This is a genomic window from Streptomyces sp. NPDC052301 (genome assembly GCF_044593395.1).
Lineage (GTDB): Bacteria > Actinomycetota > Actinomycetes > Streptomycetales > Streptomycetaceae > Streptomyces.
Genome location: NZ_JBIUBE010000009.1, coordinates 172,008 through 185,482, shown reverse-complemented (window position 1 = coordinate 185,482; position 13,475 = coordinate 172,008). Strand labels below are relative to the sequence as shown.

Here is a 13,475-nt window from a genome sequence, read left to right as displayed (position 1 = left end):
CGACCGCGACTCCCGCCCGAGCAGAACGGCGACCACCGCCATGGCGACCGCGATCAGCGTGTCCACGGCGAGCGGGCGGGGCGTCCTCGGTCGCATCGCCGCAGGGTAACGCCCGGAACCCGGCTGAGGAGTCAACCGCGCGCGGTACCGAGGGAGTTGCACGCGACCCGGCCGCCACCACCGCGGACGGTACGGCGGTTCGACCCGTGGACGGACGCGGCGCGCCGCGGACCGCCGTGGCGTCGCCGTGCGGGGATGCGCCGGTGGCCCGCGCCCCGGGGGCGCGGGCCACCGGCGGTGCCGGGAGCGCTACTTGGCGAGTGTGAAGTGCAGGATGCCCTTCAGGAACGGGATCCGCAGCAACGGATCGGGCTGGGCCATCAAGGCCAGCAGGACGATCACGACGCCGAGGATCCCGTAGGTGACGATGTCGGTGAAGCGGGAGCGTACGGCGAGCATGCCGACGCTCGGCAATATCCACCGCATGACCGCGCCGGCCAGCAGCGCGACTCCGATCAGCAGGGTGCCGAAGCGGAACACGTCGAGCGCGGTCAGCAGCAGACCGAGCGCGACGCCACCCAGCACGACGAGCATGGGCCACTGCCGGGCGGGCGCCGGGGCGTCGCCGGGCGCGGCCCGGCCGCCGCCCTCGGGCCGCGCGGTGTCCTTCGTGAACAGCGGGAAGCGGCGGGTGGCGCGGCGCGGGCGCCCCTCGGCGTCGGGAGCGCTGATCGCGTCCCGGACGGTCGGTTCCGCGTGTCCGCGGGCGTCCTCAGCCGGCACTGCGCTCCGCCGCCTCGACCACGTTGACCAGCAGCTGCGCCCGCGTCATGGGGCCGACACCGCCGGGGTTCGGGGAGATCCAGCCGGCCACCTCGACGACGTCCGGGTGCACATCGCCGACGATCTTGCCCTCGGCGTTGCGGGAGACACCGACGTCCAGGACGGCGACGCCCGGCTTGACGTCCTCGGCGCGGATCAGGTGCGGGGAACCGGCCGCCGCGACGATGATGTCGGCCCGCTTGAGGTGGGCGGACAGGTCGCGGGTGCCGGTGTGGCACTGGGTCACGGTGGCGTTCTCGCTGCGCCGGGTGAGCAGCAGCGGCATCGGGCGGCCGATGGTGACGCCCCGGCCGACGACCACCACCTCGGCGCCCTTGATCTCCACGCCGTGCGCCCGCAGCAGGGAGAGGATGCCGTTCGGGGTGCAGGGCAGCGGCGCGGGCTCGTTGAGCACCAGCCGGCCGAGGTTCATCGGGTGCAGGCCGTCCGCGTCCTTGGCCGGGTCCATCAGCTCCAGGATGCGGTTCTCGTCGATGCCCTTGGGCAGCGGCAGCTGGACGATGTAGCCGGTGCACTCCGGGTCCTCGTTCAGCTCCCGGACGACCGCCTCGATCTCCTCCTGCGTCGCCGTGGCCGGCAGCTCACGCTGGATGGAGGCGATGCCTACCTGTGCGCAGTCGCGGTGCTTGCCGGCGACGTACTTGTGACTGCCGGGGTCGTCGCCGACCAGGATCGTGCCGAGGCCGGGCGTGACACCCCTCTCCTTCAGCGCCGCCACGCGGGCGGTCAGATCGGACTTGATCGCGGCTGCGGTGGCCTTGCCATCGAGAATCTGGGCGGTCATACCCCCATCCTCGCGGATGACCGCCCCCCGGTTCCAATCCGGGTGGCCGTCGGCCCGCCTCGTCCGTCACGAGCCGATCAACGATGTTGCACTTGCACAACACCGCGGCTCACCGGCTGGACAAGCCACTATCCGGTCAAGAACGATGAACAGCACAGTGCAGCGGGCAGCTCATCGGGGGGACGTACCGCATCTGTAGAAACCTTCCTCCGTGCGGTGCCACGCGCCGTCCCCGCACTCGATACACGGAGGAAACACCAGCCATGAGCTACGGCGACCCGAACAACCCCTACGGCGCCCCGCAGGGCCAGCAGCCCGGTTACGGCTACCCGCAGGCACCGCCCGTGCAGCAGCCGTACGGCGGCGCCGCCCCGATGACCACCATGCCGGGCAACGTCAGCGCGGCCCGCGTGATGCTCTGGGTGATCGTCGGCCTGCAGGTGATCGGCATGGGGCTTTTCGCGTTCTACGCGGCGGTCGTGAACCACGCGAAGAACGACGACACCCTGCAGAACGACTCCTCTTTCCAGCGCATCGCCGACTACTCGACCGGCATCCTGGTGGCCATGATCGTGTTCGCGCTCGCCTGGGGCGTGTTCGCGGCCGTGCTCGCGGCGAAGTTCAACACCGGCGGCAACGGCGTCCGCATCACCACCCTGGTGTTCGGCATCATCACCGCGGTGCTCGGTCTGTACCCGTTCGTCGTCGTAGGCCTCGTCCACACGGTGCTGGCCATCCTGGTCGCCTGCTTCGTCGGCGGCGCCAACGGCAAGGCCTGGTTCAACCGCGCGCGGTACTGAACCCGCCTACGCGAACCGTCCCGCTCTACGGACCAGTTCGCGCCATTTCCGCACCGAGGGCCGTGTCTCACCCGTCCGGGGGGAGACACGGCCCTGGTGTGTCCCCCCAATCCGGCCGGGGTAGCCGTTGCGACCGCGGCAGCCGGCAGGCACGGGGAGACGCACCTTGTACAGCATCATCGTCGTACCTCCGCCGACCCCGGAGGACCCGGCCCCGCGCGCCCGGATCCGGCTCGCCCCGGGTGAGCGCCTCGCCTTCGGGCGCGGGCACGGCCGGGGGTGATCGGGGCCTGCGCCGGGGTCCGCGCCGCGATCTGCACCGGTGCCGTAATGATCGCCGGCAGCTGGCTCGTCGTCTTCTGCTCACCGCTGCGGAACGTGCGTCACCTGCATGAACTCGGCGGCTGAAACGGGTTCTGGGCCGACCCGGCGTCACGCGGTGTCGGCCCAGTGTCAGCCCAGTGCCGGCTCAGTGGAAGAAGTGGCGCGTGCCCGTGAAGTACATGGTCACGCCCGCCTCCTTGGCGGCCTCGACGACCTGCTCGTCACGGATCGAGCCGCCCGGCTGGACGATCGCCCGCACGCCGGCCCCGATGAGGATCCCGGGACCGTCGGGGAAGGGGAAGAAGGCGTCGGAGGCGGCGAAGGAGCCACGCGCCCGCTCCGCACCGGCCCGCTCGACGGCGAGCTTGCAGGAGTCGACGCGGTTGACCTGGCCCATGCCGACGCCGACGGAGGCGCCGTCCTTGGCGAGCAGGATCGCGTTGGACTTCACGGCACGGCAGGCCTTCCAGGCGAAGGCCAGCTCCTTCAGCTCGTCCTCGCTCAGGGCCTCGCCGCTGGCCAGCGTCCAGTTCGCCGGGTCGTCGCCGTCGGCCTGGAGCCGGTCGGTGACCTGGAGCAGCGCACCGCCGTCGATCTGCTTGGCCTCGACCGGGTTGCCGGGCGCGCCGGGGGCCTTCAGCACCCGGATGTTCTTCTTCTTGGTGAGGGCCTCCAGGGCCCCCTCCTCGTAGTCCGGGGCGACGATGACCTCGGTGAAGATGTCCGCGACCTGCTCGGCCATCTCCTTGCTGACCGGACGGTTGACGGCGATGACACCGCCGTAAGCGGACACCGGGTCGCAGGCGTGGGCCTTGCGGTGCGCCTCGGCGACATCCGCGCCGACCGCGATGCCGCAGGGGTTCGCGTGCTTGATGATCGCGACACAGGGCTCGTCGTGGTCGTACGCGGCACGGCGCGCGGCGTCCGTGTCCGTGTAGTTGTTGTACGACATCTCCTTGCCGTGCAGCTGCTCGGCCTCGGCGAGGCCACCCGTGCCGTCGACGTACAGCGCGGCACCCTGGTGCGGGTTCTCGCCGTAGCGGAGGGTGTTCTTGCGCTCGTACGTGGCGCCGAGGAAGTCCGGGAAGCCCGACTCGTCCACGGCGGCGTAGGACGAGGCGAACCAGGAGGCGACGGCCACGTCGTAGGCGGCGGTGTGCTGGAACGCCTCGGCGGCGAGCCGCTTGCGGGCTCCGAGGTCGAACCCGCCGTCCTTGACGGCTGCGAGCACGTCGGCGTACCGCTCCGGGCTGGTGACCACGGCGACGGAGGGGTGGTTCTTGGCGGCGGCGCGGACCATGGACGGGCCGCCGATGTCGATCTGTTCCACGCACTCGTCGTCGCTCGCGCCCGAGGCGACGGTCTCGCGGAAGGGGTAGAGGTTGACGACGACGAGGTCGAACGGCTCGACACCCAGCTCGGCGAGCTGCTCGCGGTGGCTGTCCAGGCGCAGGTCGGCGAGGATGCCCGCGTGCACCCGGGGGTGCAGGGTCTTGACCCGGCCGTCCAGGCACTCGGGGAATCCGGTCAGCTCCTCGACCTTGGTGACGGGGACGCCGACGGCGGCGATGCGGCCTGCCGTGGACCCGGTGGAGACCAGCTCGACACCGGCCTCGTGCAGCCCGCGCGCGAGGTCTTCCAGGCCGGTCTTGTCGTAGACGCTGACGAGCGCCCGGCGAATGGGCCGCTTGTTGCTCTCGGCGATGGCGGTCACTGGATAACTACCTTTCGTCCCTCAATGCGATAGCCGTTGCGGGCGAGCCGCCCCACGACCTCGACGAGCAGCCTTCGCTCGACTTCCTTGATGCGCTCGTGCAGCGCGCTCTCGTCGTCCTCGTCCCGGACCTCGACCACGCCCTGGGCGATGATCGGGCCGGTGTCGACGCCGTCGTCGACGAAGTGGACGGTGCAGCCGGTGACCCTGGCGCCGTACGCGAGCGCGTCACGCACGCCGTGGGCCCCGGGAAAACTGGGCAGCAGGGCCGGGTGGGTGTTCACGAACCGCCCGCCGTACCGCGCGAGGAACTCCTTGCCCACGATCTTCATGAACCCGGCGGAGACCACCAGGTCGGGCTCGTACGCGGCCACTGCCTCGGCGAGGGCGGCGTCCCACTCCTCCCGGGAGGCATGGTCCTTGACCCTGCACACGAAGGTGGGCAGCCCGGCGCGCTCGGCCCGCGCGAGACCCTCGATGCCCTCCCGGTCGGCCCCTACGGCGACGATCCGCGCGCCGTACTCCTCGGCTCCGGTGCGCTCGATCTCGTCCAGCAGCGCCTGCAGATTGGTGCCGGATCCGGAGACCAGCACGACGAGGCGCTTGGCCACGGGCTTGGCGGCCACGATGGGGCCCTTTCTCGGGGAAGCGGTTTGTGCGGTCGTACGAATGCTTCGCGCCCCGGTATACGGGGAAGTCTACGAAGCGGTCGACCGTCAGCAACGATACCGGCACTCCGGACGGCCCCCTCGGGACGGGGGCGTGGCCGGAAGGTAGCGTTCGGGAGGAATCGAGAACGAGCGGCTCCGGGAACGCGCGCGCAGCGCGGTGCGTTGCCCGGGTGGAAGCTCACGTCGGACAGCCTTGTTCGCCTAAGGGAAGACGCTCTTTTGATGCCCGATCGCAGTCTGCGACTCCTCACGTTCCCTCCGCGCCCGGCCCAGGGAGGCGAGCGGGGCGCCGTCCTGCTGCGAGAGCGCCCGGCCTCGCCGCCCGAGGCGCACCAGGGGGGTCAGGACGCCGGCGGTCAGGGCGGTCCGGGCGCCGGTGGGCACGGCGGCGGACAGCCCGGGGGCGGCGGGCAGCCGGGTGGGGGCGGACAGCCCGGTGGGGGCGGATGGTCCCGCGGAGGCGGACAGGCCGGTGGGGGCCGGGGCGGTGAGGGGCAGGACGACAATCCCTTCGCGCCGCCGCCCGAGGGCAGCCCTGACCGGCCGTGGCAGCCCCGGCACCCCGAGGGTTCCCCCGGATCCGGCTCGGGGCCCGGCTCCCGGGGCGACTCGCCCTGGGGCGGTCGGTGGAGCGACCGCCAGCCCGGCCGCTCCCCCGGCAACTTCGGCGAGCGGCCCGGCGGCGGCCCCCAGGGTCCCGGCGACCCCAGCGGCTCCGGGATGCGCTGGGACCCGACCGACCCGGCCCAGCGCCGCGCGCGCTACGCCCTCCTGTCCGGCATGTGGGCCGTCTTCTTCGTCCTGTTCAGCTGGCCGTACGTGTCCCTGCTGCTGGGCGCGCTGGCGCTCTACTGGGGCATCAGCTCCCTGCGTGCCAAGCCGGGCACGCCGTCCCCGGGCACCCCGGCGCCCCCGCCCGGCCGGCCCCAGACGACTGCGGCCGTCGGCGGCCTGGTCACGGCGTCCCTGGCGCTGGTCCTGGTGGCCTCGACCTTCACGGTCCAGCTGGTCTACCGCGACTACTACACCTGCGTGAACGACGCCCTCACCCACGAGGCCAAGCAGTCCTGCACGCAGCTGCTGCCGCAGGAGCTGCGGGGCGTTCTGGGGACTGGGAACGACTGAGGGGCGGCGCGACAGCCCGGGGGCAGTGAGCGGCACGGGGTCAGTGAGCGGCACGGGGTCCGCCGTCGGCGGCGCCCGGTCCGGCGGCGCCCGGTCCGGTGGGGTCCGCCGGAGCGGGCATGGCGGCCGCGGTGTCCGTCGGTTCGGCGGGTGCGGCGGCAGCGGGGGCTTCTTCCGGGTCGGCGGTCTCACGTGGCACCGCCCGGCGGGTCGCGCGGGCGAGGTCGTCGTGCCACTCCGGGGTGAACGGGTCGACGGCCGGAAGGATCTCGTACCGCTCGTCCTCGTCGAGGGAGGCGGGGGTGAACCCGGGCCGGGACTCGACCTCGGCGGGAGCCGTGCCGTTGCCCGGTTTCCCGCTCCTGGCCTTCTCCGTCACGGGGTCGCCGACGTCCGCCGGGTCCTCGGCCTGCGCGGGGTCGGCTTCGGTACCCACCGGGTCCTTGCCGTCCGCCGGGGCCTCCGCCGTCTCCGCGATCCTGGGCTTCGCCGTCCCTGAGTCCTTGCCGTTCGCCGACCCGGGGTCCTGACTCCTCGCCCCTCCGGGACCCTTGGCCCCCTCCGGTTCCGTCCCCTTCCCGGAGATCATCGGCTGCCCGGTCGTCACGGCCTTCCCGGAGGTCGCCGCCGTTTTCCCGGAGGACGTCGCGGCCTTCCCCGAGGTCGCCGCCGCTCTTCCGGAGGTCGTCGCGGCGCCCGTCACCCCCTTGCACCACGTCTTCTCCGCGCCCTGGGCCGGGATCCCGGTCTCCCGGGTCCGCCGGCCCAGCAGCCGCCAGGCCCGTACGGTCAGCGCCACCGGCATCGCCGGCACCGCCGTCCAGGCCCCCGCAGCGCCGCCGGTCTGCCACCACACCGGACCGAACCGGGCCAGTGCGGCCACGCCCAGGGGGCCGCCCGCCAGCTCGGCGAGCAGGGCGAGGGCCACCGCACAGGTCGACGCCGTCAGCAGAACCACCCCGGCGGTCCGGCCCGCCGACCAGGGGGCCGGCGCCGGTTCCCCGGTCTCCGTCCGCCCGGCGGCCGCCCGGACAACGGCGCCCCTCCCCACGAACCACCCGGCCGTCACCCCGGCCGCCACCGGCACCAGCCCCGCCGCCCAGTTCAGCGGCGCCCCCGTCCCGGCGTCCGGCACCGCGGCCAGCAGCGGGAACGGCGGCAGCAGCGGCGCCGGATCGGAGGCGAGCGGGTTCACCAGATGCCCGGCACCGAGGACGAACCCGGGTCCGAGGGCGTAGGAGGCGGCCCACACCGCCGCGTTGGGGACCAGCGCGATGCCGAGCAGCAGCACCGCGAACCGCCCCGTCCAGCCCTCGGTCAGCTGCAGGAAGGACGCCCGCGCCGGCTCGCCGTGCCACACCAGTGACACCCCGACCAGCAACGCCCCACCCCCGAGGAGCACCGCCGCAGCCGCGCCGGTGGCCCGTACGGCCGTACCCCACCGGGCCGGTGCGTCGGTGCCGGTCACCGGCCCGCGCAGCACCGTCAGCACCTTCAGCAACGGCTCGTCCGGACGGCCGTACGCCGACCACACCCCGGCTCCCGCGGCACCCGCCGCGACCAGCGGCAGACACACCGTCACCCAGGGCCACTCGGGACGCAGTTCCCCTCCGCCGCAGTACAGGCCCACCGCGCAGCCGACGCCGAGGTAGCCGAGGACGACCCCCGTCCAGGCCGTGCGCGCCGGCACGGGAGGCGGGCCGTCGGCGTCGGCGGGCGCGTCCACCGCGTCCCTGGCCGCCCGGTACAGCAGCCACGCCGGCAGCGCGAGCAGCAGCAGCGGGGTCACGCCGACCGGCAGGGGGGTCCCGGTGAGCGTCTCGGTGCGCACCAGCTGGATCCCGTGCGCCAACAGCCACAGGGCTGCGGCGACATGCAACGCCTCACCCGGGCCGCTGTCCGGGTACGGCGAGCTGATCCACATCGCCAGGACGAGCACGGCGAGCGAGCCGAGCCCCAGTCCGGCCGCGACGGCGCCGCCCAGGAGGCTCGCGGCCAGGCCTGGCGAACGGTCACGCATCCGGGTGAGCAGGGGCGTCGACGACGAGCGGCGGGCGGTCATCTGGGTCACGACCCCATGCTCCCAACGACACGCGCTTTCCCGTCGTAACAGGCGAACCACCGAAGTGTCGCTAAAAATATGAATATGCTCTTTTACGAACGGAAGGGTGCACGGTGACGACGCAGAGCCCTGTCATCCCGCTGCCACCGCCGAAGGAACGCCGACGCCTGCGCGAGGCCGCTTCGCTGACGCAGGCTCAGCTCGCGGAGCGGCTCGGCGTCAGCCGGGCCACGATGCGCGCGTGGGAGTCCGGCCGCCGTGTCCCCGACGGCAGCCAGGGCCAGGAGTACGCCGGGCTCCTGGCCGCCTTCGCCGAGCCGACGGCCACTCAGGGACCGGGGCGGACGGCCGGAACGGTCCCCGCCCCCGGCCTCCCGGCACGTCCGGGCCCCGAGCCGCTGACGGCCGCTCAGAGCTTCGACGCGCTGTACGCGTTCTGCGCCCCCGCCCTCGTGCGCCAGGCCTATCTGCTCAGCGGGCGCCGGGAGCTGGCCCGCGAGGCCGTGGAGCGGGCCTTCCAGCTGGCCTGGCAGCGCTGGCCCGAGGTGGCCCGGGACCGGGATCCGGCCGGCTGGGTGCGGGCGGTGGCGTACGACTGCGCGCTGTCCCCCTGGCACCGCTTCCGTCCGCGGTACCGCAACCCCGAACCGCCACCGGCCGATCCGGCCGACCGGGTGCTGCTGCGCGCCCTGCTGAAGCTGCCGCCGACGTACCGGCGCACACTCGTGCTGTACGACGGGGTCGGGCTCGACCTGCCGGAGACGGCGGCCGAGACGGAGGCCAGCACGCCCGCCGCCGCCAGCCGGCTGACCCACGCCCGCGAGGCGCTGGCCGCGGCGGTACCGGCGCTGGCGGACCCCGCCGAACTGCATCGCCGGCTGCTCGAACTGGCCTCGGCGGAGCGGCTGGGCGCGGCCAGGCCGACGGTGGTGCGGACCGTCGGTGAACGCCGGAACGTCTTCTGGACGCGGGCCGCCATCGCGTTCACGGTGACGATCATCGGCGCCACGACGCTGACGCTCCGCACGGCCCCGAACCACTACGAGGCCCCCCTGGCCCCGGCCCAGGCGGTACGCGGGGTCCCCCCGCCCCCTGCCCTGGGCCCGTTGTCCCAGGAGGAGCAGGCGCTGCGGGCGAAACTTCGACGGGAGAAGACAGCCGGCCCGGAACGCCTGGCACCGGAGACCCGCTGACCGCCCGGCGAGCGCGAACGGCGGTAGGCCCGCCCCTCGCTTCGGGGGACGGGCCTACCGCCGTTCGGCCGAGGTGTCTCAGCCGGCCAGGATCTCCCGGGCCAGCTTCGCCGTCTCGGTCGGCGTCTTGCCGACCTTGACGCCGGCGGCCTCCAGGGCCTCCTTCTTGGCCTGTGCGGTGCCGGAGGAACCGGAGACGATGGCGCCGGCGTGGCCCATGGTCTTGCCCTCGGGCGCCGTGAAGCCCGCGACGTAGCCGACGACCGGCTTGGTCACGTTCTCCTTGATGAACGCCGCGGCACGCTCCTCCGCGTCACCACCGATCTCGCCGATCATCACGATCAGGTCGGTCTCGGGGTCGTTCTGGAACGCGGCGAGGGCGTCGATGTGCGTGGTGCCGATGATCGGGTCACCACCGATGCCGACGGCGGTCGAGAAGCCGATGTCCCGCAGCTCGTACATCATCTGGTACGTCAGCGTGCCGGACTTCGACACCAGGCCGATGCGGCCCGGCTTGGTGATGTCGCCCGGGATGATGCCGACGTTCGACTGGCCCGGGGTGATGATGCCGGGGCAGTTCGGGCCGATGATCCGGGTCTTGTTGCCCTTCTTGCCGGCGTACGCCCAGAAGGACGCCGTGTCGTGCACGGCGATGCCCTCGGTGATCACGACGGCGAGCGGGATCTCTGCGTCGATGGCCTCGACGACCGCGTCCTTGGTGAACTTCTCCGGCACGAAGATGACGGAGACGTTGGCGCCGGTCTTCTCGATGGCCTCCTTGACGGTGCCGAAGACCGGTACCTCGGTGCCGTCGAAGTCCACGGTGGCGCCGGCCTTGCGCGGGTTCACGCCGCCCACGACGTTGGTGCCGTCACCGAGCATGAGCTTGGTGTGCTTCATGCCCGTGGCGCCGGTCATGCCCTGGACGATGACCTTGCTGTCCTTGTTGAGCCAGATAGCCATGGTGTGTTGTGTCCTCGTCCTGAGTGCTTACTTGGCGGCGTGGGCCAGCTCGGCGGCCTTGTCGGCCGCGCCGTCCATGGTGTCGACGCGCTGCACCAGCGGGTGGTTGGCGTCGGTGAGGATCTGTCGGCCCAGCTCGGCGTTGTTGCCGTCGAGGCGGACGACGAGCGGCTTCGAGACGTTCTCGCCGCGGTCCTCCAGGAGCTTCAGGGCCTGCACGATGCCGTTGGCGACCTCGTCGCAGGCGGTGATGCCACCGAAGACGTTCACGAAGACGGACTTGACGTCCGGGTCGCCCAGGATGATCTCCAGGCCGTTCGCCATGACCTGGGCGGAGGCGCCACCGCCGATGTCCAGGAAGTTGGCGGGCTTGACGCCACCGTGCTTCTCACCGGCGTACGCGACGACGTCCAGGGTGCTCATGACGAGACCCGCGCCGTTGCCGATGATGCCGACCTCGCCGTCGAGCTTGACGTAGTTGAGGTTCTTCTCCTTGGCGGCGGCCTCGAGCGGGTTGGCCGCGGCCTTGTCGTGGAGCTCCTCGTACTCGGGGTGACGGAACTCGGCGTTGTCGTCGAGCGACACCTTGCCGTCGAGGGCGATGACCTCGCCGGAGGCGACCTTCGCCAGGGGGTTGACCTCGACGAGGAGGGCGTCCGACTTGATGAAGGTGTCCCACAGCTTGACGAGGACGTTCGCGACCTTGTCCGCGACCTCGGCCGGGAACTTGGCGGCGGCGACGATCTCGCGGGCCTTGGCCTCGTCCACACCGTCGATCGGGTCGATCGGCGTCTTGGCGACGGCCTCCGGACGGGTGGCCGCCACCTCCTCGATCTCCATGCCGCCCTCGACGGAGGCGATGGACAGGAAGGTGCGGTTCGCACGGTCGAGGAGGAAGGAGACGTAGTACTCCTCGAGGATCTCCGGAGCGGTCTCGGCGATCATGACCTTGTGGACAGTGTGGCCCTTGATGTCCATGCCGAGGATGTCCGTCGCCCGGGCGACGGCCTCGTCCGCGGAGGCGGCCAGCTTGACGCCACCGGCCTTGCCGCGGCCACCGACCTTCACCTGCGCCTTGACGACGGACTTGCCGCCCAGACGCTCGGTGATCGCGCGCGCCGCCTCAGGCGTGTCGATGACTTCACCGGCCAGCACCGGTACATCGTGCTTGGCGAAGAGGTCCCTCGCCTGGTACTCGAACAGGTCCACGCGCTTCCGTCCCTATCAGTGATCTCGCGGTTCGTTGGATGCGTGGGCGTGCCGCGAAGGGCAACGTGACGTCCGCTTGTCACAAGGGAGGCGCACACGGTGTCCGAGCGCGCGGCATGTCCGTCTCGCAGGTTATCCCCGCTTGCGGGAGCGCCCTAAATCGAGGGTCACACCTGAGCGGTGATACCTGTCACATGATGCCGGGTTTCATGACACGCCGTGCCGCGATCGGGGTGGGATGCGAGGCCTCACCGGGCTGGGGTTGACCCGGTGAGGCCTCTGGGAGGCCCCGGGCGGACCCGGGGCCGGGACGGTTGATCCCCACCCCAATGGGGACCACCCGCCCCGTCCGCAGGGCTCCGGCCGGACGAACCGACGGCATTCGGCCGTCCGGGTCCGGTCACCCTGCGGAGCGATGCGGGGCACTCAGCCCTACCGGCCCGACGGGAGCCCCTGGTCCGCGGTGCCGTGCCGGTGTGCGGTCTCCTGCCGGTGTGCCAAGCCCTGCTGCTGCCTGATGCCCTGCCCGGCCTCCCGCACGCCGTACGGGTCCTGGACGGTCGTGCCGTAGGACTGGCCCAGGTGCGCCGGTACGGCCGTCCGGGCGAGCCCTGCCGCGCCGGTGACCGCGTGCCCGGCCAGTGCCCCGCCGGCGCCCTGCGCGGTGTCGTCGAGGCCGTGCGCGAATCCCCCGGCCTGCTGGGCCACAGGCCCGGTGTCACCGGTGACGCGGCCCGCGAACGCCCCGGCCTCGCCCGCCACACCGTGGCCGAAGCCGGTCGCGCTCCCACCGATCCCGCCGACTCCGTCGGCCACCGGCCGCACCGTCCCGTCGGCGGTGTGGACCACCTGGTGCACGGCACCGGTGACGGTGTCCGTGACCGGCCGGACCGCACCGGTGACACCGGCCGCGAAGGGCGGCACCTGGCCGGCGACGCCCTCGGTGAAGACCCCGGCCTGCCCGGTCACCCCGTGCGCGAGCGGCGACGCGGCGCCCGCGACCCCGTCGGCGAAGCCCTGGGCAGCACCCTGAACGCCGTGCGCGAGTGCGCCCGCGTCCGAAACGGCCTGTCCGGCCACCGGCACCGCCCCGCGCACGGCGCCGGAGGCGACCGGCGGCAGCACCGCGTCGGTGGTGTCCCGGGCGACCTGGCCGGTCAGCCCGGTGGCGTAGGCGGGGACGGCACCGGCCGACGTCCGCACGTCGTCGGCGGCGCCCGCGGCCACGCCGTACGCGTCGGCCCGGGCGTCCGTGGCCGTGCCCTGCACGCCCGCCCCCGCATGCCGCACCGTGGGCCGTACGCCGCTCACCACACCGGTGGCGACCGGAACGGCCCCGTGGACGGCCGACGCGGCCACCGGCGGAACCACGGCCTCGGCCACCTCCTGCGCCTCGGGAGCGAAGGAGGACAGGGGCCCGAACAGATAGTCGATCTCACCCTCGGGCGCGGTGTGGAGAGCGGGCGCGGCGAGGGTGGCGGGGGTGGCGGGAAGGGCACTGGTGGCGTCGACGGCGGGGGTGGCGTGGACGGCGGGGGTGGCGTGGACGGCAGGGGTGGCGTCGACGGCAGGGGTGGCGTCGACGCCGTGGGTCTCGGCGTGCGCCTGGGTGGCGGGGGCGGTGCCGGTCCGAGGCGGCAGGCCGGCCTCGGCGCCCGCGTCCGGTACGGAGACGGAGGTGGCGGACAGTTCGTCCGCGCTGGCCACGGCAGAGCCGAGCGCCCACGCACCGGTGACACCGGCGGCTATAACGATCGAACGGCGCATGTTCTTGTTCATCGCGTGCG

General features: G+C 72.9%; 11 protein-coding genes and 1 pseudogene. 4 read left to right on the top strand and 8 right to left on the bottom strand.

The features are described 5' to 3' along the window. Positions 1-309: 309 nt before the first annotated feature. Complete coding sequence (locus ACIHEJ_RS25900) at positions 310-783, bottom strand: DUF3017 domain-containing protein (protein ID WP_400139018.1); 474 nt, start codon at positions 781-783, stop codon at positions 310-312. Next, entirely contained in the window at positions 773-1,627 is an 855-nt protein-coding gene (locus ACIHEJ_RS25895; protein ID WP_400139017.1) for a bifunctional methylenetetrahydrofolate dehydrogenase/methenyltetrahydrofolate cyclohydrolase, read from the bottom strand. Before ACIHEJ_RS25895 ends, ACIHEJ_RS25900 begins: the two co-directional genes overlap by 11 nt. Before the next feature lie 263 nt (positions 1,628-1,890). Between ACIHEJ_RS25895 and ACIHEJ_RS25890 the strand changes: the two genes are divergently transcribed. Beyond that, entirely contained in the window at positions 1,891-2,427 is a 537-nt protein-coding gene (locus tag ACIHEJ_RS25890) for a hypothetical protein (RefSeq protein WP_400139016.1), read from the top strand. A gap of 166 nt (positions 2,428-2,593) precedes the next feature. Further along, positions 2,594-2,695 (top strand): annotated as a pseudogene (locus tag ACIHEJ_RS25885) (FHA domain-containing protein); the annotation flags it as partial. 201 nt (positions 2,696-2,896) lie between these two features. On the opposite strand, the gene purH reads toward ACIHEJ_RS25885, so the two are convergent. Then, on the bottom strand, positions 2,897-4,465 hold the full coding sequence (purH, locus tag ACIHEJ_RS25880; protein ID WP_400139015.1) for a bifunctional phosphoribosylaminoimidazolecarboxamide formyltransferase/IMP cyclohydrolase: 1,569 nt from the start codon (positions 4,463-4,465) through the stop codon (positions 2,897-2,899). Further along, positions 4,462-5,091, bottom strand: coding sequence for a phosphoribosylglycinamide formyltransferase (gene purN / locus ACIHEJ_RS25875; protein ID WP_400139014.1), 630 nt, complete (start codon positions 5,089-5,091; stop codon positions 4,462-4,464). Before purN ends, purH begins: the two co-directional genes overlap by 4 nt. Before the next feature lie 267 nt (positions 5,092-5,358). Between purN and ACIHEJ_RS25870 the strand changes: the two genes are divergently transcribed. Further along, positions 5,359-6,261, top strand: coding sequence for a hypothetical protein (locus ACIHEJ_RS25870; RefSeq protein ID WP_400139013.1), 903 nt, complete (start codon positions 5,359-5,361; stop codon positions 6,259-6,261). 40 nt (positions 6,262-6,301) lie between these two features. Here the strand turns inward: ACIHEJ_RS25870 and ACIHEJ_RS25865 are convergent, their stop codons facing one another. Next, positions 6,302-8,323, bottom strand: a complete 2,022-nt coding sequence (locus ACIHEJ_RS25865) for a DUF6350 family protein (RefSeq protein WP_400139157.1) — start codon at positions 8,321-8,323, stop codon at positions 6,302-6,304. Between the two features lie 113 nt (positions 8,324-8,436). Here ACIHEJ_RS25865 and ACIHEJ_RS25860 point away from each other — a divergent pair, with 113 nt between their 5' ends. Then, positions 8,437-9,516, top strand: a complete 1,080-nt coding sequence (locus tag ACIHEJ_RS25860) for a sigma factor-like helix-turn-helix DNA-binding protein (RefSeq protein WP_400139012.1) — start codon at positions 8,437-8,439, stop codon at positions 9,514-9,516. Between the two features lie 78 nt (positions 9,517-9,594). Here the strand turns inward: ACIHEJ_RS25860 and sucD are convergent, their stop codons facing one another. The 3 genes from sucD to ACIHEJ_RS25845 all read right to left on the bottom strand — a co-directional run bounded on the left by sucD (position 9,595) and on the right by ACIHEJ_RS25845 (position 13,467). Continuing rightward, positions 9,595-10,479, bottom strand: coding sequence for a succinate--CoA ligase subunit alpha (gene sucD, locus ACIHEJ_RS25855; protein WP_366014874.1), 885 nt, complete (start codon positions 10,477-10,479; stop codon positions 9,595-9,597). 27 nt (positions 10,480-10,506) lie between these two features. Beyond that, on the bottom strand, positions 10,507-11,688 hold the full coding sequence (sucC, locus tag ACIHEJ_RS25850) for an ADP-forming succinate--CoA ligase subunit beta (RefSeq protein ID WP_400139011.1): 1,182 nt from the start codon (positions 11,686-11,688) through the stop codon (positions 10,507-10,509). Positions 11,689-12,120: 432 nt separating this feature from the next. Beyond that, the gene (locus tag ACIHEJ_RS25845) at positions 12,121-13,467 is read right to left on the bottom strand and encodes a hypothetical protein (RefSeq protein ID WP_400139010.1); all 1,347 of its coding nucleotides are present in this window, start codon (positions 13,465-13,467) and stop codon (positions 12,121-12,123) included. Positions 13,468-13,475: the final 8 nt, after the last annotated feature.

What these genes read in the sequence shown, in the direction of transcription:
- ACIHEJ_RS25895 (WP_400139017.1), bottom strand. Translation starts at nt 1,627, where the DNA reads ATGACCGCCCAGATTCTCGATGGCAAGGCCACCGCAGCCGCGATCAAG.
- ACIHEJ_RS25870 (WP_400139013.1), top strand. Translation starts at nt 5,359, where the DNA reads ATGCCCGATCGCAGTCTGCGACTCCTCACGTTCCCTCCGCGCCCGGCC.
- ACIHEJ_RS25890 (WP_400139016.1), top strand. Translation starts at nt 1,891, where the DNA reads ATGAGCTACGGCGACCCGAACAACCCCTACGGCGCCCCGCAGGGCCAG.
- ACIHEJ_RS25865 (WP_400139157.1), bottom strand. Translation starts at nt 8,323, where the DNA reads ATGACCGCCCGCCGCTCGTCGTCGACGCCCCTGCTCACCCGGATGCGT.
- ACIHEJ_RS25845 (WP_400139010.1), bottom strand. Translation starts at nt 13,467, where the DNA reads ATGAACAAGAACATGCGCCGTTCGATCGTTATAGCCGCCGGTGTCACC.
- sucD (WP_366014874.1), bottom strand. Translation starts at nt 10,479, where the DNA reads ATGGCTATCTGGCTCAACAAGGACAGCAAGGTCATCGTCCAGGGCATG.